Annotated in this window: 15 protein-coding genes, 2 tRNA genes and 4 rRNA genes; 15 read left to right on the plus strand and 6 right to left on the minus strand. The window is 58.0% G+C overall.

Annotated elements, in window-relative coordinates:
• Positions 1–15: 15 nt before the first annotated feature.
• A complete protein-coding gene (gene def, locus ACMGF7_RS09810; RefSeq protein WP_004929710.1) occupies positions 16–525 on the minus strand; it encodes a peptide deformylase in 510 nt (169 codons plus the stop codon).
• A gap of 133 nt (positions 526–658) precedes the next feature.
• Here def and dprA point away from each other — a divergent pair, with 133 nt between their 5' ends.
• From dprA to aroE, 5 genes are read left to right on the plus strand one after another with little or no spacing between them, the layout of a single operon-like run.
• Positions 659–1780 (plus strand): DNA-protecting protein DprA, encoded by a 1122-nt coding sequence (dprA, locus tag ACMGF7_RS09815; RefSeq protein WP_021505263.1) that lies wholly within the window; start codon positions 659–661, stop codon positions 1778–1780.
• Positions 1752–2225, plus strand: a complete 474-nt coding sequence (gene smg / locus ACMGF7_RS09820; RefSeq protein WP_004929707.1) for a DUF494 family protein Smg — start codon at positions 1752–1754, stop codon at positions 2223–2225. The genes dprA and smg overlap by 29 nt, the downstream gene beginning before the upstream one ends.
• Before the next feature lie 25 nt (positions 2226–2250).
• Positions 2251–2796, plus strand: coding sequence for a type I DNA topoisomerase (locus ACMGF7_RS09825; RefSeq protein ID WP_004929705.1), 546 nt, complete (start codon positions 2251–2253; stop codon positions 2794–2796).
• Between the two features lie 7 nt (positions 2797–2803).
• Positions 2804–3373, plus strand: coding sequence for an L-threonylcarbamoyladenylate synthase type 1 TsaC (gene tsaC, locus ACMGF7_RS09830; protein ID WP_049241885.1), 570 nt, complete (start codon positions 2804–2806; stop codon positions 3371–3373).
• Positions 3374–3384: 11 nt separating this feature from the next.
• On the plus strand, positions 3385–4203 hold the full coding sequence (gene aroE / locus ACMGF7_RS09835) for a shikimate dehydrogenase (protein WP_049241893.1): 819 nt from the start codon (positions 3385–3387) through the stop codon (positions 4201–4203).
• 38 nt (positions 4204–4241) lie between these two features.
• Here aroE and ACMGF7_RS09840 read toward each other — a convergent pair whose 3' ends face one another.
• A complete protein-coding gene (locus tag ACMGF7_RS09840) occupies positions 4242–4784 on the minus strand; it encodes a gamma carbonic anhydrase family protein (protein WP_049241883.1) in 543 nt (180 codons plus the stop codon).
• A gap of 508 nt (positions 4785–5292) precedes the next feature.
• Between ACMGF7_RS09840 and ACMGF7_RS09845 the strand changes: the two genes are divergently transcribed.
• The 10 genes from ACMGF7_RS09845 to aceK all read left to right on the plus strand — a co-directional run bounded on the left by ACMGF7_RS09845 (position 5293) and on the right by aceK (position 17066).
• Positions 5293–6834: ribosomal RNA gene (locus tag ACMGF7_RS09845) — 16S ribosomal RNA — on the plus strand.
• 88 nt (positions 6835–6922) lie between these two features.
• A tRNA-Glu gene (locus ACMGF7_RS09850) sits at positions 6923–6998 on the plus strand.
• A 239-nt stretch (positions 6999–7237) separates the two neighbouring features.
• A 23S ribosomal RNA gene (locus ACMGF7_RS09855) occupies positions 7238–10144 on the plus strand.
• A 98-nt stretch (positions 10145–10242) separates the two neighbouring features.
• Positions 10243–10358, plus strand: a 5S ribosomal RNA gene (gene rrf, locus ACMGF7_RS09860).
• Between the two features lie 14 nt (positions 10359–10372).
• A tRNA-Thr gene (locus tag ACMGF7_RS09865) sits at positions 10373–10448 on the plus strand.
• Positions 10449–10493: 45 nt separating this feature from the next.
• Positions 10494–10609, plus strand: a 5S ribosomal RNA gene (rrf, locus tag ACMGF7_RS09870).
• Together the 16S, 23S and 5S rRNA genes with 2 tRNA genes alongside form the textbook arrangement of a ribosomal RNA operon.
• A 381-nt stretch (positions 10610–10990) precedes the next feature.
• Positions 10991–11920 carry a homoserine O-acetyltransferase MetA gene (gene metA / locus ACMGF7_RS09875; protein WP_049241384.1) on the plus strand — a complete coding sequence of 310 codons (930 nt, stop codon included), beginning with the start codon at positions 10991–10993 and terminating at the stop codon, positions 11918–11920.
• 374 nt (positions 11921–12294) lie between these two features.
• Complete coding sequence (aceB, locus tag ACMGF7_RS09880) at positions 12295–13893, plus strand: malate synthase A (protein ID WP_015379256.1); 1599 nt, start codon at positions 12295–12297, stop codon at positions 13891–13893.
• 41 nt (positions 13894–13934) lie between these two features.
• On the plus strand, positions 13935–15242 hold the full coding sequence (aceA, locus tag ACMGF7_RS09885) for an isocitrate lyase (RefSeq protein ID WP_004936630.1): 1308 nt from the start codon (positions 13935–13937) through the stop codon (positions 15240–15242).
• Positions 15243–15311: 69 nt separating this feature from the next.
• Entirely contained in the window at positions 15312–17066 is a 1755-nt protein-coding gene (gene aceK / locus ACMGF7_RS09890; protein ID WP_420286423.1) for a bifunctional isocitrate dehydrogenase kinase/phosphatase, read from the plus strand.
• 1 nt (position 17067) lies between these two features.
• On the opposite strand, the gene ACMGF7_RS09895 is transcribed toward aceK, so the two are convergent.
• From ACMGF7_RS09895 to gntK, 4 genes are all read right to left on the minus strand, one after another.
• Entirely contained in the window at positions 17068–17709 is a 642-nt protein-coding gene (locus tag ACMGF7_RS09895) for a bifunctional 4-hydroxy-2-oxoglutarate aldolase/2-dehydro-3-deoxy-phosphogluconate aldolase (protein ID WP_004936635.1), read from the minus strand.
• A gap of 54 nt (positions 17710–17763) precedes the next feature.
• A complete protein-coding gene (edd, locus tag ACMGF7_RS09900) occupies positions 17764–19578 on the minus strand; it encodes a phosphogluconate dehydratase (RefSeq protein ID WP_164095435.1) in 1815 nt (604 codons plus the stop codon).
• A 98-nt stretch (positions 19579–19676) separates the two neighbouring features.
• Entirely contained in the window at positions 19677–21014 is a 1338-nt protein-coding gene (gntU, locus tag ACMGF7_RS09905) for a gluconate transporter (RefSeq protein WP_015379253.1), read from the minus strand.
• Positions 21011–21550 carry a gluconokinase gene (gene gntK / locus ACMGF7_RS09910; protein WP_004936645.1) on the minus strand — a complete coding sequence of 180 codons (540 nt, stop codon included), beginning with the start codon at positions 21548–21550 and terminating at the stop codon, positions 21011–21013. Before gntK ends, gntU begins: the two co-directional genes overlap by 4 nt.
• Between the last annotated feature and the right edge of the window lie 252 nt (positions 21551–21802).

Genomic DNA, 21802 nt, shown 5'->3' on the forward strand with positions numbered 1-21802 from the left:
TGATTTCCTGATCGGTTAGGCGCGGGCTTGGAGCTTGGCCATTTTTTCCAGTTTCTGACGAATGCGCTGGCGCTTCAGCGGCGACAGGTAATCGACGAACAGTTTACCCATCAGGTGATCCATCTCGTGCTGGATGCAGATCGCCAGCAGATCGTCCGCTTCCAGCTCGAAAGATTTGCCTTCGCGATCCAGCGCGCGGATCTTCACCTGCGCGGCGCGTGGTACCAATGCACGCTGCTCGGGAATGGAAAGACAGCCTTCCTCGATGCCGGTTTCGCCGCTTTTTTCCAGCAGCTCCGGATTGATCAGCACCAGGCGCTGATCGCGATTCTCGGAGACGTCGATCACGATAATGCGCTGATGGATATCCACCTGAGTCGCAGCTAGGCCAATGCCTTCCTCTGCGTACATGGTTTCAAACATATCATCCACGATGCGCTGGATATCTGCATTGACTTCTTTTACCGGCGCTGCGACTTTGCGCAGACGCTCGTCTGGGAAATGTAATACCTGCAAGACTGACATATATCTTTAGATCTGTATCCGAGTAATGAACGAGGTTTAACCTCTATTCTAGACATTTCCCGGCCTGATTGACAGCATTGCGCACCAATTGCTCAGATTGGTAATACCACCGTTTTTGCTGAGGGAACAGACGATGCGGCCGGAAGAGATCGCTTTACGGATGCGGGGGGTTACGGGGCTGCAGACCGTCGTGGCCAGCCGGATCGTGCGGCAGTTATCGCAAATGGGTGGCGAGCCTCGCCGCGCGTTGCGTGAACTGGGATTGAATGAACGGCAGCGAGCACAGTTCAACCAGACGGATCCCGGTTATCTGGCGGCCACCTTGCGTTGGCTGGAAGTGCCGGCGCACCGTATGCTGAACTATGCAGCGGCCGGCTATCCCGAATGCCTGGCCCAGATCGACGATGCGCCGCTGTTCCTGCTGATCGATGGAGATCCTCAGGCGCTGTTGCGCCCGCAACTTGCCATGGTTGGCAGCCGGCAGTTCAGCCACTACGGCGAGCGCTGGGCTAACCATTTCGCCGAGGAATTGGCGCGTTGCGGTTTTACCATCACCAGCGGTTTGGCGATCGGCATCGACGGCATTTGCCATCGCGCAGCGCTGGCGGCCGGGGGTTGCACGATAGCGGTGTTGGGCTGCGGGCTGGCCAATGTCTACCCGCGGCGGCACCACAGGCTCGCAGAGCAGATAGTCGAGCAGGGCGGTGCGGTGATTTCAGATCATTTGGTCACCGATTTGCCCCTGGCCGACCATTTTCCGCGCCGCAACCGCATTATCAGCGGGCTGAGCCAGGGCGTTCTGGTCATAGAAGCCTCGTTGCGCAGCGGTACCCTGGTGACGGCTCGCTATGCGCTGGAGCAAGGGCGTGAGGTATTCGCCTTGCCGGGGCCGTTAGGGAACCCGATGAGCGAAGGCACGCACTGGCTGATCCAACAGGGCGCGCATCTGGTGACTGGGCCGAAAGATATAGCCGAATTGCTGGGAAGCGGCCTTCAATGGTTGCCACTGAACGAAAATACAACTATTTGTGCGTCGCAGGCTGAAGTTGAATTGCCATTTGCCGATGTGTTGGCTAACGTAGGAGATGAGGTGACACCTGTTGACGTCGTCGCTGAACGTGCCGGCCAACCTGTGCCAGTGGTGGTAATCAAGTTACTCGAGCTGGAGTTAGCAGGGTGGATCGCAGCTGTACCCGGCGGCTATGTCCGAATAAGGAGGGCAAGCCATGTTCGACGTACTCATGTACTTGTTTGAAACTTATATCCACAATGAACCAGAGATGCGCGTCGATCAGGATCAACTGACCGATGATCTCGCCCAGGCGGGGTTTCATCAGGATGATATCTACAACGCGTTGAATTGGCTTGAGAAGTTGGCCGACCTGCAAGAAGGTCAAAATGCGCCTTACTTTATGGATGCCGATCCGCTGGCGATGCGGATCTATACCGAAGAGGAAAGCGCGCGTTTGGACGCCGGCTGCCGTGGTTTTCTCCTGTTCCTGGAACAGATTCAGGTATTGAACCTCGAAACCCGTGAAATGGTTATCGACCGCGTTATGGCTTTGGATAATGCGGAATTCGATCTCGAAGATCTGAAATGGGTCGTGTTGATGGTGCTGTTTAATATCCCCGGATATGAAAGCGCCTATCAGCAAATGGAAGAACTGTTGTTTGAAGTGAACGAAGGTTATCTGCATTGAGCCGATAACGCGCATAGAAGACGTTATGACAAAAAACGCGATTTTTGCCGCCAGGCAAAATGAACCCTGTCCGGAATGCGGGGCCGAGTTGGTGATCCGTAGCGGTCGCCACGGCCCTTTTCTCGGCTGTTCCCAGTACCCTGAATGCCAATATATTCGGCCGCTGAAAGCACAGGCCGATGGGCATGTCGTTAAGGTGTTGGATGGGCAGCAGTGCCCGAAGTGTCAGGCGACGTTGGTGCTGCGCCAGGGGCGCTACGGCATGTTTATCGGCTGCAGCGATTATCCGCAGTGCGATCACACAGAAGTGATCGACAAGCCTGACGAAACCGCCATTACCTGTCCGCAGTGCGGCCAAGGCAAACTGCTGCAGCGCAAGTCGCGTTACGGCAAGGTTTTTCACTCCTGCGATCGTTACCCGGAATGCCAGTTCGCTCTCAACGTTAAACCCGTCGCTGGTGAATGCGCCTATTGCCATTATCCGCTGCTGATGGAAAAGCGCACGGCAAAAGGCCCCGTCCTGTGCTGTGCCAGCAAGCTGTGCGGAAAACCCGTTGCGACTACAGAATAATCACATCATGAATTCAGAATTAAGCCCGAACCTTTTATCTATCATCGATGCTTTGCATCAACAGCAGGTGATTGCGTATCCCACCGAAGCGGTATTCGGCCTGGGTTGCGATCCCGACAGCGAGCAGGCGGTCAATGCATTGCTGGCGCTGAAACAGCGGCCGTGGGAAAAGGGGCTGATTTTGATCGCCGCCGACTATGCGCAGCTTAAGCCTTATATTGACGACAGTACGCTCAGCGAACAGCAGCGCGCGACGATGTTCGCCAGTTGGCCTGGGCCGGTAACCTGGGTGTTGCCTGCTCGCCCGGAGGCGCCGCGTTTGTTGACCGGGCGTTTCAGTTCACTGGCGGTGCGCGTCAGCGATCATCCGCTGGTGCAGTTGCTGTGCCGGCAGTACGGCAAGCCGCTGGTGTCGACCAGCGCCAATCTCAGTGGGTTGGAACCGTGTCGCAGTGCGGATGAGGTCACGCGGCAGTTCGGCGAGGCTTTCCCGGTATTGGCCGGCAAGGTAGGCGGCCGTCTTAACCCTTCCGAAATCAGAGATGCTCTGACCGGCGAACAGATCCGTCAGGGCTAGAGGTAATGGGCATGGAGAAGTTTGCGGTATTTGGCAACCCTATCGGCCACAGCAAGTCGCCGCGAATTCATGCGCTGTTTGCTGCCCAGACCGGCATTGAGCATCCTTATGGGACGGTGTTGGCGCCGCTGGACGGTTTTGAAACCAGCCTGCAGGCGTTTATCCGCGCCGGAGGGTTGGGGGCGAACGTCACGGTGCCTTTCAAGGAGCGAGCTTATTCGGCAGCCTCTGAACTGAGTGAGCGCGCGGCGATGGCCGGTGCGGTTAACACCCTGAAGGTATTGCCGAATGGCGGTCTATTGGGGGACAACACCGACGGCATCGGTTTGTTGACCGATCTGCAGCGTCAGCAATTGATCCGGCCGCAGGATCGCATTCTGCTGGTGGGCGCCGGCGGCGCGGCGCGCGGCGTGATCCTGCCGCTGCTGTCTTTCGGCTGCCGGCTCACGATCACCAACCGCACTTTCAGCCGGGCCCAAGAGTTGGCCGACGCTTTCCGGCATCTGGGGGAGATCTCGGCGGCGCCGATGGATCAACTGGATCAGCAAGCGTTCGATCTGGTGATCAATGCGACGGCGTCCGGCATCAGCGGGGAGATCCCGGCGTTGCCTGCAGGCGTGGTGAATGCGCAAACCCGTTGCTATGACATGTTCTATCAGCAAGGCGTTACGCCATTTCTGGCCTGGGCGCAGCAGCAGGGCGCAACGGAATACGCCGATGGGCTGGGTATGCTGGTGGGGCAGGCGGCACATGCTTTCCTGCTGTGGCACGGAGTAATGCCAGAGATAGAACCAGTCTTGCGCCAGCTGCGCAGCGAGCTGGTGGCATAAATCCTACCCCGTTCTCTTTATAGGGAACGGGGCGCCCATCAGATATCTTCCGACAGGTATTCGTCTTTCCAGCGTACATAGTTGTTAGAAGAATAAAGCAATCCCTCCAACTCGGCGGCGGTCAAAGGCCGAACCTGGCGTGCCGGGCTACCCATATAAAGATAGCCGCTCGCCAGGCGTTTGCCCGGCGCCACCAAACTGCCGGCGCCAATCATCACGTCATCTTCTACAACTACGCCGTCCAACAGGATCGATCCCATCCCGACCAGCACCCGGTTGCCGATGGCGCAGCCGTGCAGCATCGCTTTATGGCCCACGGTAACGTCTTCGCCAATTAACAGGGGATAACCGTCGGGGTTATGTTCGGAGCGATGAGTCACATGCAGTACGCTGCCGTCCTGAATATTGCTGCGCGCGCCGATCTTTACCGCATTGACGTCGCCCCGGATGGTGACCAACGGCCAGATGCTGACGTCATCCGCCAGATCGACGTCGCCGATCACCACGCTGGAAGGATCGATCAAGACGCGTTGACCGAGTTTGGGTGTGTATTGAAGATAAGAACGTACTGCATCGGACATGGTGCTTGCCTCACGTCGGGATCATATTTACCGGCAATACTAGACCCTGGCGATGGAATTACAACCAGTCGCCGCGCAGGATCCTGCGGAAAATGGCCCTGATCGCACAAGATCCACCCGGAAGGACTGAAAAGTGTGCAAACAGAAAGAAAAGATCAAAAAAGGGGTTGTGCAAAAAACTCGGATCCCTATAATGCGCCTCCATCGACACGGCGCAAGTGATTCACTTCACAGAGCGGCCGGGAAGAAAGAGAAAAAAATCCTGAAAATTAGGGTTGACTCTGAAAGAGGAAAGCGTAATATACGCCACCTCGAGTTAGCAAGCGAAAGCGCCTAACTCACTGCTCTTTAACAATTTATCAGACAATCTGTGTGGGCACTCCACAAGACGATATCCAGCATCTTCGGATGCAAAAAAATATCAAGTCTTGAAGAGTGACTAACTGAAGTAAAATTCATGCAGTAAATCTTTGAGCATCGCTTCTCGAGTGGAAGCAAATCAAGCTTTTAATTGAAGAGTTTGATCATGGCTCAGATTGAACGCTGGCGGCAGGCTTAACACATGCAAGTCGAGCGGTAGCACAGGGGAGCTTGCTCCCTGGGTGACGAGCGGCGGACGGGTGAGTAATGTCTGGGAAACTGCCTGATGGAGGGGGATAACTACTGGAAACGGTAGCTAATACCGCATAATGTCGCAAGACCAAAGAGGGGGACCTTCGGGCCTCTTGCCATCAGATGTGCCCAGATGGGATTAGCTAGTAGGTGGGGTAATGGCTCACCTAGGCGACGATCCCTAGCTGGTCTGAGAGGATGACCAGCCACACTGGAACTGAGACACGGTCCAGACTCCTACGGGAGGCAGCAGTGGGGAATATTGCACAATGGGCGCAAGCCTGATGCAGCCATGCCGCGTGTGTGAAGAAGGCCTTCGGGTTGTAAAGCACTTTCAGCGAGGAGGAAGGTGGTGAACTTAATACGTTCATCAATTGACGTTACTCGCAGAAGAAGCACCGGCTAACTCCGTGCCAGCAGCCGCGGTAATACGGAGGGTGCAAGCGTTAATCGGAATTACTGGGCGTAAAGCGCACGCAGGCGGTTTGTTAAGTCAGATGTGAAATCCCCGGGCTCAACCTGGGAACTGCATTTGAAACTGGCAAGCTAGAGTCTCGTAGAGGGGGGTAGAATTCCAGGTGTAGCGGTGAAATGCGTAGAGATCTGGAGGAATACCGGTGGCGAAGGCGGCCCCCTGGACGAAGACTGACGCTCAGGTGCGAAAGCGTGGGGAGCAAACAGGATTAGATACCCTGGTAGTCCACGCTGTAAACGATGTCGATTTGGAGGTTGTGCCCTTGAGGCGTGGCTTCCGGAGCTAACGCGTTAAATCGACCGCCTGGGGAGTACGGCCGCAAGGTTAAAACTCAAATGAATTGACGGGGGCCCGCACAAGCGGTGGAGCATGTGGTTTAATTCGATGCAACGCGAAGAACCTTACCTACTCTTGACATCCAGAGAACTTAGCAGAGATGCTTTGGTGCCTTCGGGAACTCTGAGACAGGTGCTGCATGGCTGTCGTCAGCTCGTGTTGTGAAATGTTGGGTTAAGTCCCGCAACGAGCGCAACCCTTATCCTTTGTTGCCAGCGGTTCGGCCGGGAACTCAAAGGAGACTGCCAGTGATAAACTGGAGGAAGGTGGGGATGACGTCAAGTCATCATGGCCCTTACGAGTAGGGCTACACACGTGCTACAATGGCGTATACAAAGAGAAGCGACCTCGCGAGAGCAAGCGGACCTCATAAAGTACGTCGTAGTCCGGATTGGAGTCTGCAACTCGACTCCATGAAGTCGGAATCGCTAGTAATCGTAGATCAGAATGCTACGGTGAATACGTTCCCGGGCCTTGTACACACCGCCCGTCACACCATGGGAGTGGGTTGCAAAAGAAGTAGGTAGCTTAACCTTCGGGAGGGCGCTTACCACTTTGTGATTCATGACTGGGGTGAAGTCGTAACAAGGTAACCGTAGGGGAACCTGCGGTTGGATCACCTCCTTACCTAAAGATATTAGTTCGAGTGGCGTGCTCACACAGATTGTCTGATGAAAAAGTAACGAGCAAAAGCGTCATAAAAGTACGGTGTCGTGTCCCCTTCGTCTAGAGGCCTAGGACACCGCCCTTTCACGGCGGTAACAGGGGTTCGAATCCCCTAGGGGACGCCAAGCTTCCGACCCACCCGGTGAAAGCGGCGGTCTTCAGTATCTGACGATACACCATATCTTAAAGATGACTTCCGAGTCATGTTTAAGATATTGCTCTTTAACAATCTGGAACAAGCTGAAAATTGAAACATGACGGCTGAAATTTATCCCTCCGTAGAAGTACTGGGATAAAGAGTAACCTGTCATAGAGTCTCTCAAATGTTTGCAGCGCGAACGATGGAAACATCTTCGGGTTGTGAGGTTAAGTGACTAAGCGTACACGGTGGATGCCTAGGCAGTCAGAGGCGATGAAGGGCGTGCTAATCTGCGAAAAGCGTCGGTAAGGTGATATGAACCGTTATAACCGGCGATACCCGAATGGGGAAACCCAGTGTGTTTCGACACACTATCATGTCATGAATACATAGTGGCATGAGGCGAACCGGGGGAACTGAAACATCTAAGTACCCCGAGGAAAAGAAATCAACCGAGATTCCCCCAGTAGCGGCGAGCGAACGGGGAGGAGCCCAGAACCTGAATCGGCTTGTGTGTTAGTGGAAGCGTCTGGAAAGTCGCGCAGTAAAGGGTGATAGCCCCGTACACTAAAATGCACAGGTCGTGAGTTCGATGAGTAGGGCGGGACACGTGACATCCTGTCTGAATATGGGGGGACCATCCTCCAAGGCTAAATACTCCTGACTGACCGATAGTGAACCAGTACCGTGAGGGAAAGGCGAAAAGAACCCCGGCGAGGGGAGTGAAATAGAACCTGAAACCGTGTACGTACAAGCAGTGGGAGCACCTTCGTGGTGTGACTGCGTACCTTTTGTATAATGGGTCAGCGACTTATATTTTGTAGCAAGGTTAACCGTATAGGGGAGCCGTAGGGAAACCGAGTCTTAACTGGGCGATTAGTTGCAAGGTATAGACCCGAAACCCGGTGATCTAGCCATGGGCAGGTTGAAGGTTGGGTAACACTAACTGGAGGACCGAACCGACTAATGTTGAAAAATTAGCGGATGACTTGTGGCTGGGGGTGAAAGGCCAATCAAACCGGGAGATAGCTGGTTCTCCCCGAAAGCTATTTAGGTAGCGCCTCGTGAACTCATCTTCGGGGGTAGAGCACTGTTTCGGCTAGGGGGCCATCCCGGCTTACCAAACCGATGCAAACTCCGAATACCGAAGAATGTTATCACGGGAGACACACGGCGGGTGCTAACGTCCGTCGTGAAGAGGGAAACAACCCAGACCGCCAGCTAAGGTCCCAAAGTCATGGTTAAGTGGGAAACGATGTGGGAAGGCATAGACAGCCAGGATGTTGGCTTAGAAGCAGCCATCATTTAAAGAAAGCGTAATAGCTCACTGGTCGAGTCGGCCTGCGCGGAAGATGTAACGGGGCTAAACCATGCACCGAAGCTGCGGCAGCGACGCTTAGCGTTGTTGGGTAGGGGAGCGTTCTGTAAGCCGTTGAAGGTGGCCTGTGAGGGTTGCTGGAGGTATCAGAAGTGCGAATGCTGACATAAGTAACGATAAAGCGGGTGAAAAGCCCGCTCGCCGGAAGACCAAGGGTTCCTGTCCAACGTTAATCGGGGCAGGGTGAGTCGACCCCTAAGGCGAGGCTGAAAAGCGTAGTCGATGGGAAACAGGTTAATATTCCTGTACTTGGTGTTACTGCGAAGGGGGGACGGAGAAGGCTAGGCTAGCCGGGCGACGGTTGTCCCGGTTTAAGCGTGTAGGGGGTGTGACCTGGTAAATCCGGTTGCATACTAACCCTGAGGCGTGATGACGATGCACTACGGTGCAGAAGTAGTTGATGCCCTGCTTCCAGGAAAATCCTCTAAGCTCCAGGTAACATTAAATCGTACCCCAAACCGACACAGGTGGTCAGGTAGAGAATACCAAGGCGCTTGAGAGAACTCGGGTGAAGGAACTAGGCAAAATGGTGCCGTAACTTCGGGAGAAGGCACGCTGGCATGTAGGTGAAGTCCCTTGCGGATGGAGCTGAAGCCAGTCGAAGATACCAGCTGGCTGCAACTGTTTAATAAAAACACAGCACTGTGCAAACACGAAAGTGGACGTATACGGTGTGACGCCTGCCCGGTGCTGGAAGGTTAATTGATGGGGTCAGCCGCAAGGCGAAGCTCTTGATCGAAGCCCCAGTAAACGGCGGCCGTAACTATAACGGTCCTAAGGTAGCGAAATTCCTTGTCGGGTAAGTTCCGACCTGCACGAATGGCGTAATGATGGCCAGGCTGTCTCCACCCGAGACTCAGTGAAATTGAACTCGCTGTGAAGATGCAGTGTACCCGCGGCAAGACGGAAAGACCCCGTGAACCTTTACTATAGCTTGACACTGAACATTGAGCCTTGATGTGTAGGATAGGTGGGAGGCTTTGAAGCGTGGACGCCAGTCTGCGTGGAGCCATCCTTGAAATACCACCCTTTAATGTTTGATGTTCTAACTCGGCCCCGTGATCCGGGGTGAGGACAGTGTCTGGTGGGTAGTTTGACTGGGGCGGTCTCCTCCCAAAGAGTAACGGAGGAGCACGAAGGTTAGCTAATCACGGTCGGACATCGTGAGGTTAGTGCAAAGGCATAAGCTAGCTTGACTGCGAGAGTGACGGCTCGAGCAGGTACGAAAGTAGGTCTTAGTGATCCGGTGGTTCTGAATGGAAGGGCCATCGCTCAACGGATAAAAGGTACTCCGGGGATAACAGGCTGATACCGCCCAAGAGTTCATATCGACGGCGGTGTTTGGCACCTCGATGTCGGCTCATCACATCCTGGGGCTGAAGTAGGTCCCAAGGGTATGGCTGTTCGCCATTTAAAGTGGTACGCGAGCTGGGTTTAGAACGTCGTGAGACAGTTCGGTCCCTATCTGCCGTGGGCGTTGGAAGATTGAGAGGGGTTGCTCCTAGTACGAGAGGACCGGAGTGAACGCACCACTGGTGTTCGGGTTGTCATGCCAATGGCATTGCCCGGTAGCTAAGTGCGGAAAAGATAAGCGCTGAAAGCATCTAAGCGCGAAACTTGCCTCAAGATGAGTCTTCCCTGGGCCTTTAAGGCCCCTGAAGGAACGTTTAAGACTAAGACGTTGATAGGCTGGGTGTGTAAGTGCAGCGATGCATTGAGCTAACCAGTACTAATGATCCGTGAGGCTTAACCTTACAACACCGAAGGTGTTTTTAGAGAGATTTTCAGCAAAGTTCCGAGATTGGTTCTGATGGCGACACGAGAGTGAAGCGGTTGGAATGAAACGAATTTGCCTGGCGGCAATAGCGCGGTGGTCCCACCTGACCCCATGCCGAACTCAGAAGTGAAACGCCGTAGCGCCGATGGTAGTGTGGGGTCTCCCCATGCGAGAGTAGGACACTGCCAGGCATCAAATTAAGCGTGCTGATATGGCTCAGTTGGTAGAGCGCACCCTTGGTAAGGGTGAGGTCCCCAGTTCGACTCTGGGTATCAGCACCACTTTATTTAAAGTGGGTTTAGAAGTTCGGCAGAAAAAAGAATTTGCTTGGCGGCAATAGCGCGGTGGTCCCACCTGAACCCATGCCGAACTCAGAAGTGAAACGCCGTAGCGCCGATGGTAGTGTGGGGTCTCCCCATGCGAGAGTAGGACACTGCCAAGCATCAAATAAAACAACAAGCCTCATGCGAAAGCATGGGGCTTTTTGTTTTGTCTGTTATTTGGTGTTCTGCTCGAGCATGGGCATGCGAAAGGCCCGTCGGGAACGGGCCTTAACGCCGCTTGCGGCGGCCCCGCAGGGGAGAGTCTCAGGATGAGACGAATACTGTAGGACACTGCCAAGCATCAAATAAGCCAAGAGGCCATCCGAAAGGATGGCCTTTTTGCTTTTCATCCGCTTTACTCCCTCTGCTTATATCCCGGCGCAGGCCGTGCAATGAAACATTTTCACCTTTTCGCTGAATGCTCGACAGCGATGAAAAAAAACGCTATCTTCGGGCATCTAGAAGTCTAAACGTATAAATGGATGTGTGAGGGTTAAGCAATGCCGATTCGTGTTCCTGATGAGTTACCTGCGGTCAATTTCTTGCGCGGTGAGAATGTCTTCGTGATGACATCCTCGCGGGCAAAAACACAGGAAATCAGGCCACTGAAAGTGCTGATCCTCAACCTGATGCCAAAGAAGATCGAAACGGAAAACCAGTTTCTGCGTCTGTTGTCCAACTCGCCGCTGCAGATTGATATCCAGCTGCTGCGCATCGACAGCCGCGAATCGAAGAACACGCCGGCCGAGCATCTGAACAACTTCTACTGCGACTTCGAGGATATCCAGAATGAGAACTTCGATGGCCTGATCGTCACCGGTGCGCCGCTGGGGCTGGTTGATTTCTGCGATGTTGCCTACTGGCCGCAGATCGAGCGGGTCATTGACTGGGCCAAAAACCACGTCACCTCCACGCTGTTCGTATGCTGGGCGGTACAAGCGGCGTTGAACATCCTGTACGGCATTCCCAAGATGACGCGCGAAGTGAAGCTCTCCGGCGTTTATCCGCACCAAACGCTGCAGCAGCATGCGTTGCTGACACGCGGCTTCGACGAAAGCTTCCTGGCGCCGCATTCACGCTATGCCGATTTTCCGACCGAGGTGATTCGCCAATATACCGACCTGGATATTCTGGCCGAATCCGAGCAGGCCGGCGCCTACCTGTTCGCCAGCAGGGATAAGCGCCTGGCGTTTGTCACCGGCCATCCTGAGTATGATGCCCTGACCCTGGCCGGGGAGTATTGTCGCGACAGCGAAGCTGGCCTCGATCCTGCCGTACCGCTCAACTACTTCCCCGATGACAACCCCGCACTGACACCGAAAGCCACCTGGCGCAGCCATGGCCACCTGCTGTTTTCCAATTGGCTCAACTATTACGTCTACCAGATCACGCCTTACGATCTGCGCCATATGAATCCGACTCTCGACTGATCTTTTCTGCCTGCCGGCGGCTGAATCGAGGCCGCCGCGCTGTTGATCCTCTGCACGATCCTCTTTTTACCGGTCACTTTCCCCAAAAAACCATTGGTCAACAACGCGTTAGCCTATCTTTGCGATTCTATTGGAACCAGTTTCCTTACCTGTTGGTTATGTTATTTGTTCTAACTAATTGATAATAAAGTGTTAATAAAATATTTAATAATAAAATGGAAATGGTTTTTGATTTTTGTTTTTTGTTGAGTATTCTTAGAGCTATCGGGATGAGATCTGACCAGTTTAGGATCGTTTCATCCGCCCTGATCCACAGTGATTTCTGATGAAAATGCGCCGGTCGCTCGGGCGCAACGATGGGAAGGAGCAAGGTCATGACGCAACAGATAGCAGGCACGGAGTTAAGGTTTACCCAGGGTTTCGCCGCAGCGGAGCGCCAGGTATTAACGGATGAAGCGGTTGAATTCCTGGCGGAACTGGTGGGGAAATTCACGCCGCGGCGCAATGAGCTGCTGGCGGCGCGTGCCCGCTGGCAGCAAAATATCGATCGCGGCGAGCTGCCTGGATTTATTTCGGAAACCAATTCCATTCGTGAAGGCGACTGGCAGATCCGCGGCATCCCGCAAGACCTGCGCGATCGCCGGGTCGAGATCACCGGGCCGGTAGAACGCAAGATGGTGATCAATGCGTTGAACGCCAACGTAAAAGTATTTATGGCGGACTTCGAAGACTCCCTGGCGCCAAGCTGGGACAAAGTCATCGACGGTCAAATCAACCTGCACGATGCGGTTAACGGCACCATCTCCTACACCAATGAAGCCGGTAAGATCTACCAGCTGAAACCGAATCCGGCGGTGTTGATCGCTCGCGTGCGCGGCCTGCATTTGCCGGAGAAACACGTCTTGTGGCGTGATGAAGCCATCCCCGGCGGCCTGTTCGATTTCGCGCTGTACTTCTACCACAACTATCGTCAGCTGTTGGCCAAGGGCAGCGGCCCGTATTTCTACCTGCCGAAAACCCAGTCCTGGGAGGAAGCGGCCTGGTGGAGCGATGTCTTCAGCTTTACCGAGGATCGTTTCGATCTGCCACGCGGCACCATCAAGGCGACCGTGCTGATCGAAACCCTGCCGGCGGTGTTCCAGATGGACGAGATCCTCTATCACCTGCGCGATCACATCGTCGGCCTGAACTGCGGCCGCTGGGATTACATCTTCAGCTACATCAAAACGCTGAAGAACCACGGCGATCGCGTGCTGCCGGATCGTCAGTCGGTGACCATGGAGAAACCTTTCCTCAGCGCCTATTCACGTCTGTTGATCAAAACCTGTCATAAGCGCGGCGCCTTCGCCATGGGCGGCATGGCGGCGTTTATCCCGAGCAAAGACGCTGAGAAAAACGCCTGGGTGCTGAACAAGGTGCGGGCGGATAAAGAGCTGGAGGCCAACAATGGCCACGATGGCACCTGGGTGGCGCATCCGGGGCTGGCGGACACGGTGATGGAGGTGTTCGGCAAGGCATTGGGCGATCGCCAGAATCAGCTGGACGTGATGCGTGAGCAGGATGCGCCAATCAGCGCCGCGCAGCTGTTGGAACCATGCGATGGCGAACGCACCGAAGCGGGGATGCGCGCCAATATCCGCGTGGCGGTGCAGTACATCGAAGCCTGGATCTCCGGCAACGGCTGCGTGCCTATCTATGGGTTGATGGAAGATGCCGCGACGGCGGAGATCTCCCGTACCTCTATCTGGCAGTGGATCCACCACGAGAAGAGTCTGAACGACGGGCGCCCGGTCACCAAGGCGCTGTTCCGCCAGATGTTGCAAGAAGAGATGTTGGTGGTGCGTGAAGAAGTAGGGGAAGCGCGCTTTAACGCCGGCCGGTTCGAAGAGGCGGCGCGCCTGATGGAGCGCATCACCACGCAAGATGAATTAATCGATTTCCTGACGTTGCCCGGCTATGAGCTGCTGGCCTGAACTTTCCCAATCAACCCTACATGACTGAAAGGATAAAAATTATGTCTACCTCTCGCTCTCAACAGATCCAGCAGCTGGAACAGGAATGGAAATCGGCCCGTTGGGAAGGCATCACCCGCCCTTACAGCGCCGAAGACGTGATCAACCTGCGCGGTTCGGTCAACCCGGAATGTACCCTGGCGCAAAACGGCGCCGCCAAACTGTGGGCGTTGCTGAACGGCAAGGCGCGAAAAGGCTACGTGAACTGCCTGGGCGCGTTGACCGGTGGCCAGGCGCTGCAGCAGGCTAAAGCCGGCGTCGAGGCCATCTACCTGTCCGGCTGGCAGGTGGCGGCCGACGCCAACAGCGCGGCGGCCATGTACCCTGACCAGTCGCTGTATCCGGTGGACTCGGTACCGAAGGTGGTCGAGCGCATCAACAACACCTTCCGCCGCGCCGATCAGATCCAATGGGCGAACCAGATTGAGCCGGGCAGCAAAGGCTACACCGATTACTTCCTGCCGATCGTCGCCGATGCGGAAGCCGGCTTCGGCGGCGTGCTGAACGCCTTCGAGCTGATGAAAGCGATGATCACCGCCGGCGCCGCCGGGGTGCACTTCGAAGACCAGTTGGCGGCGGTGAAGAAATGCGGTCATATGGGCGGCAAAGTACTGGTGCCGACACAGGAAGCGATCCAGAAGCTGGTCGCCGCTCGCCTGGCCGCCGACGTGCTCGGCGTGCCGACGCTGGTGATCGCCCGTACCGACGCCGATGCGGCCGACCTGCTGACGTCCGATTGCGATCCGTATGACAGCGCCTTCGTCACCGGCGAGCGCACGGCGGAAGGCTTCTTCCGCACCCATGCCGGCGTCGAGCAGGCGATCAGCCGCGGCCTGGCCTATGCCCCTTACGCCGATATGGTGTGGTGCGAAACCTCAACGCCGGATCTGGATGCCGCTCAGCGCTTCGCCGACGCGATTCACGCCAAATACCCGGGCAAGCTGCTGGCCTACAACTGCTCGCCGTCGTTCAACTGGAAGAAGAACCTCGACGATCAGACCATCGCTCGCTTCCAGCAGGCGCTGTCGGACATGGGCTACAAGTATCAGTTCATCACGCTGGCGGGCATCCACAGCATGTGGTTCAACATGTTCGACCTGGCGCACGCCTATGCGCAGGGCGAAGGGATGAAACACTACGTCGAGAAGGTGCAGCAGGCGGAGTTCGCCGCGGTGGATCGCGGTTACACCTTTGCGTCGCATCAGCAGGAGGTGGGCACCGGCTACTTCGACAAGGTCACCACCATCATTCAGGGCGGCGCCTCTTCGGTCACCGCGCTGACCGGTTCGACGGAAGAACAGCAGTTCTGATGCGGCAAGCTTGAAGACGTTTCACCCGGAGCCTGCATGCGCAGGCTTCTTTTTCTGGCGGGGGTAAGGATGGCGGCAAAACTGGAGTTGTTGATCGCACAGACGATCCTGCAGGGCTTCGATGCGCAGTACGGCCGCTTTTTGGAGGTGACCGCTGGCGCGCAGCAGCGCTTCGAGCAGGCGGACTGGCCGGCGGTGCAGCAGGCGATGAAAAAGCGCATCCATCTGTATGACCATCACGTCGGCCTGGTGGTGGAGCAGCTCAAATGCATCACCGGGCAGAAATATTTCGACGCCGACTTCCCCAGCCGGGTCAAAGCGGTTTATATCGATCTGCTGCCGGACTACCCGCGTTTCGAGATAGCCGAAAGCTTTTTTAACTCGGTCTACTGCCGGCTGTTCAAGCATCGCGATCTGACGCCGGACAAGCTGTTCGTGTTCAGTTCGCAGCCGGAACGGCGCTTTCGCGACATTCCGCGTCCGCTGGCGCGCGATTTCATCTCCAATGGCGATCTGCCGGCGATGCTGCGCAGCGTGCTGAGCGATCTGCCGCTGCGGTTGCCGTGGGAGGATTTGACGCGCGATATTCGCTACATCACTCAGGCGCTGCAGCGCGCCTTCAGTCCGCAGCAACTGGCGGGGGCCACCTTTCAGATCGCCAACGAACTGTTCTATCGCAACAAGGCCGCCTGGCTGGTCGGCAAGCTGCGCCTGGCTGACGGCGTTTATCCGTTCTTGCTGCCGATCCACCACAGCGAGTCGGGCGCGCTGTTTATCGATGCCTGCCTGACCGGTAAGGCCGAGGCCAGCATCGTCTTCGGCTTCGCCCGTTCTTATTTCATGGTCTACGCGCCGCTGCCGGCGGCGATGGTGGAATGGCTGCGCGAGATCCTGCCGGGCAAGACCACCGCCGAGCTGTACATGGCGATCGGCTGCCAGAAGCACGGCAAAACTGAATGCTACCGCGAATACCTGACCTTTATGGCGCAGTCGCAGGAGCAGTTCATCATCGCGCCGGGGGTGAAGGGCATGGTGATGCTGGTGTTTACCCTGCAGTCCTTCGATCGGGTGTTTAAAGTGATCAAGGACGAATTCGCCCCGCAAAAAGAGGTGACGCAAGCGCAGGTGATGGCTTGCTATCAGCTGGTGAAAGAGCATGATCGCGTCGGGCGTATGGCGGATACCCAGGAGTACGAAAATTTCGTCGTCGACAAGGCGCGCCTCAGCCCGGAACTGTTGGCGGAGCTGCGGCGCGAAGTGCCGGGCAAACTGGAAGATCTCGGCGATCGCATTGTGATTAAGCACCTGTATATGGAACGGCGCATGACGCCGCTGAATCTGTATCTGGAGCAGGCCAACGACCAGCAGATGCGCGATGCGATTGAAGAGTACGGCAACGCGATCAAGCAGTTAGCCGCCGCCAACATCTTCCCCGGCGACATGCTGTTCAAGAACTTTGGCGTGACGCGCCACGGGCGGGTGGTGTTCTACGACTACGACGAGATTTGCTACATGACCGAGGTCAACTTCCGCGATATCCCGCCGCCGCGTTATCCGGAAGATGAGTTGGCCAGCGAGCCGTGGTACAGCATCGCGCCCAACGACGTGTTCCCGGAAGAGTTCCGCCACTTTCTGTGCGGCGATCGGCGCATTCGGCAGGTGTTTGAAGAGCTGCATAGCGATCTGTTTACCGCGGAGTACTGGCGCGGGTTGCAGCAGCGCATCCGCGAAGGGCATGTGGAAGACGTATTTGCTTATCGCAAGAAGCAGCGGTTCAGCCAGCGCAGCGGGGCGGCGCTGCCGGCCGCCACCGCTGCGATGTAAATCAGGCCTCGGCGCCCGCGACGGCGGCGCGCGCCAGTTCAGTGATGCGCGCGTAGTCGCCGCTTTCGAGCGCGTCCGCCGGCACCAGCCAGGAGCCGCCGATGCACAGCACGCTTTTCAGCGCCAGATAGCTGCGGTAGTTGTCCGGCGAGATGCCGCCGGTCGGGCAAAAACGCACCTGCGGGAACGGGCCGCCGATCGCCTGCAGCGCTTTTACGCCGCCGTTGGCTTCCGCCGGGAAGAATTTAAACTCGCGCAGGCCGTAATCCATGCCCTGCATCAGTTCGGAAACGGTGCTGATGCCCGGGATCAAGGGAATGGAACCGGCGGTGGCGGCTTTGAGCAGCTCGTCGGTCAGGCCTGGGCTGATGGCGAACTGCGCACCGGCTTCGGTCACTTCCCGCAGCTGCTGCGGATTGATCACCGTACCGGCGCCGATGATCGCTTCCGGCACCTCTTGGGCGATGGCGCGAATGGCGTCCATGGCGCAGGCGGTGCGCAGCGTCACCTCCAGCACCCGCACGCCGCCGGCGACCAGCGCTTTCGCCAACGGCACCGCATGTTCCAGCTTGTTGATCACGATGACCGGCACCACCGGCCCCGCCGTCAGGATCTGCTCGGCGCTTGTTGTCCACTTGTTCATGCTGACGTTCTCCTCTGTGGCCGCCGCCAGGCGGCGATGCGGCCAGGCTATCGATTAAAATTTGATGCAGCAGGCGCCCTGTTCGGCGCCGGACAGCTGGCTGCGCAGCGCGCCGAACAGCTCGCGGCCGCAGCCGATGTGTTCCGCGCTCAGATCGGGTTGGCAAGGCGTGCGCCGCGCCAGCTCCTCGGCGTCGACCAGCACCTGCAGCTCGCCGCTGCGGCCGTTGACGCGGATCGGATCGCCGTCGCGCACTTTCGCCAGCAGGCCGCCGGTATAGGCTTCCGGGGTGACGTGGATGGCGGAAGGCACCTTGCCGGAGGCGCCGGACAGGCGGCCGTCGGTCACCAGCGCCACTTTGAAGCCGCGATCCATCAGCACGCCCAGCGGCGGCATCAGCTTGTGCAACTCGGGCATGCCGTTGGCCTGCGGCCCCTGGAAGCGCACCACCACCACGCAATCGCGATCCAGCTTGCCGGCTTCGAACGCCGGCACGATGTCGTGCTGGCTGTCGAACACTACCGCCGGCGCTTCGATGATCTGGTTGTCGGCGGGCACCGCCGAGGTTTTCATCACCGCGCGGCCCAGATTGCCGGCCATCACTTTGGTGCCGCCGTGATGTTCAAACGGCTGAGTGACGCTGGCGATCACGCTGGCGTCGAGCGAGCCGGCCACGCCTTCTCGCCACACCAGTTGGCCGTTATCCAGCCACGGTTCCTGGGTGTAGCGGCGCAGGCCGAAACCGGCCACGGTGTGCACGTCTTCGTGCAGCAGGCCGTGTTGCAACAGCTCGCGCACCACCAGCGGCACGCCGCCGGCGGCCTGGAACTGGTTGATGTCGGCCGGGCCGTTCGGGTAGATGCGGCACAGCAGCGGCACCGCCTCCGACAGCTCCGAGAAATCGTCCCAGGTGATGATGATGCCCGCCGCCCGCGCCATCGCCACCAGATGCATGGTCAGGTTGGTGGAGCCGCCGGTCGCCAGCAGCGAGACGATGCCGTTCACCACCACTTTCTCGTCCACCAGGCGGCCGATCGGCAGGTAGTTGCCGGCGGTGTCGGTCAGTCGGGTCACCTGGCGCGCGGCGGCGTCGTTCAGCGCGTCGCGCAGCGGCGTGTCCGGATGGACGAAGGAGGCGCCCGGCAGATGCAAACCCATCACTTCCATCACCATCTGGTTGGTGTTGGCGGTGCCGTAGAAGGTGCAGGTGCCGATGCCGTGATAAGAGGCCGCCTCGGCCTCCAGCAGCGCCAAACGGTCGGCCTTGCCCTCGGCGTACAGCTGGCGCACGCGCACTTTTTCCTTGTTCGGCAGGCCGCTGCTCATCGGGCCGGCCGGCACGAACAGCGTGGGCAGGTGGCCGAAGGAGAGGGCGGCCATCACCAGCCCCGGCACGATCTTGTCGCAGATGCCGAGGAACAGCGCGCCGTCGAACATATTGTGCGACAGCCCGACGGCGGCCGACATGGCGATCACGTCGCGGCTCATCAGCGACAGCTCCATGCCGTCCTGCCCCTGCGTCACGCCGTCGCACATCGCCGGCACGCCGCCGGCCACCTGGCCCACGGCGCCCACCGCCTTCAGCGCCTGTTTCAGCCGCTGTGGGTAATGTTCGTACGGCTGGTGGGCCGACAGCATGTCGTTGTAGGCGGTGATGATGGCGATATCGCTGCGCACCATGTTTTTCAGCGACGCCTTGTCATCGGGCTGACAGGCGGCGAAACCGTGGGCCAGGTTGCCGCAGGCGAGCTGCGCGCGGTGGACGGTTTGGGAGCGGGCCGCCTCGATACGCGCCAGATAGGCGGCGCGGCTGGCCTGGGAACGGTCGATGATGCGCTGTGTGACACGGGACAAGGTTGGATTAATCATGCCTTCCTCACATTGCTGTTGTTATAGTCGCCGCCTGTGGCGGTGCCCCCGAGGGTGATTTGCAGCCCTGGTGTGCAAGGCCGGGGGCGATTTGGGATTTAAAACATCGTGAATGCAATCATGCCGATGGCGCCGCCGACGCTGCCCAGAATGGTTTCCATCACCGTCCAGGTTTTCAGCGTTTGCAGTTCGTTGGCGCCGGTGAATTTGCCGAACAGCCAGAAGCCGGCATCGTTGACGTGGCTCAGCACGATGGAGCCGCCGGCGATGCAGATGGCCAGCGCGGCCAGTTGCCCGCCGCTGAGCCCGAGCTGGCTGGTGACCGGCAGCACCAGGCCGACGGTGGTCAGGCAGGCGACGGTGGCCGAGCCCTGGATCACCCGCACCATGGCGGACAACGCGAATGCGGCTACGGCGATCGGCAGGCCGGCGCCGATCATGGCGTCACCCAGCGCCGGCCCGACGCCGGAATCCACCAGGATCTGCTTGAACACCCCGCCGGCGCCGGTCATCAGCAGGATGATCCCGGCCGGCTGCACCGCGGCGGAGCAGATGGCCAGCGTCTGTTCGTTGCTCATGCCGCGCGGTTTCGCCAGACCGTAAATCACGATCAGGCAGGCCAGCAGGATGGCGGTGAACGGGTGGCCGATAAACTCCAGCCACTGCTGCAGCTGTGAACCTGGAGTGACCAGCCGCGCGCCGATGGTTTTCATGCCGACCAGCACCAGCGGGCACAGCACCAGCGCCAGGCTGAAGCCGAACGACGGCAGATTGCCCTTGGTCAGCGTCGGCTCATTTTCTTCCGGCGGCATCGGCCAGTTGACGAAACGGCTGATAAAGCTGCCGTACAGCGGGCCGGCGATCAGCATGCCGATCACCGCCGCCACCAGGCCGATGGCGATCATCCAGCCGAAATCGGCCTTCATCTGCGACGCCAACAGCATCGGCACCGGCCCCGGCAGCAGGAAGGAGGCGGCGGCGGCCACGCCGGCGAACAGCGGGATCGCCAGCTTGACGATATTACCGTCGGTGCGGCGCGCCACGGCGAACACGATGCCGATCAGAAGCACCACCGCCACGTCGAAGAACAGCGGCAGCGCGCAGATCAGCCCGGCGATGCCGAGCGCGTAGTGCGCCTTGCTTTGTCCGAATCGTTTCAGCAATTGCGCCGCAATTTGATCGAGCGCGCCGACCTCATGCAGGATCTTGCCGAACATCGCCCCGAGCGCCACCACGATCGCCAGGAAGCCCAGCGTGTCGCCCATGCCTTTCTGCATGGTGTCGGCGATGTGTTCCAGCGGCATGCCGGAGAAAATGCCGGCGGCGATGGATACCAGCATCAGCGCGACGAAGGCGTGCATGCGCGCCTTCATCACCAGGAATAACAGCAGTAAAACCGAGCCGACTGCGGTACCGACCAGCGTTACAGTACTCACGCGCACACGTCCTGCGGCAGGAAGCTCTGGATATGGCGCACGGTATCGGCGATCACCGCGTCCAGCGGCTGATTGATGTCGATCGCCATCACGTCGTTCTCGTCGGCGCCCGGTTGCTCCAGTGCGGCGAACTGGGTGACCAGCATCTGCGGCTTGAAGAAGTGGCCGTTGCGCGCCGCCAGGCGGGATTCGATCACCGGGAACTCACCGTGCAGATAGATGAATGACAGGTTGCCGTTGCCGGCGCGCAGGCGGTCGCGATACTGCTTTTTCAACGCCGAGCAGACGATGATCGACACGTTGTTGGTGCGCTGCATGGCGAAGGCGGCGTCGTTGAGCGCGGCCAGCCACGGCGCGCGATCGTCGTCGTTCAACGCCTCGCCGGCGGCCATCTTCAGGATGTTGCTGCGCGGGTGCAGGAAGTCGCCGTCGAGGAAGCCGGCGGAGAGTTGGCGGGCCGCGGCGGCGGCGACGGCGGACTTGCCGCTGCCGGAAACGCCCATAACGACGTAAATGCGATTTTGATTGTTGGTCATGGCTTAGCTCCAAAACACCGGGTGACGTTACCTTCGTTCAGTTTGATTGTTACCGGTAACATGTTATCGGTAACATTGTCGAAGGAAGTTTGAGCGGTTGCAATGGGCTTTCGCCGTGAGGATCGTTAACTGTGATCGGCTTCAAGCTTTTTTCCTGTGCGCTAAACAGGATGCCGACAGCCTGTTACATGCTGACAACAGAGCATGGCGGGGGAGCAGGGGCGCACTGGGGCGCCCCTCGGATGAGCGGGA

The sequence above is a fragment of the Serratia sp. BNK-17 genome (genome assembly GCF_048684935.1).
GTDB lineage: Bacteria > Pseudomonadota > Gammaproteobacteria > Enterobacterales > Enterobacteriaceae > Serratia > Serratia nematodiphila.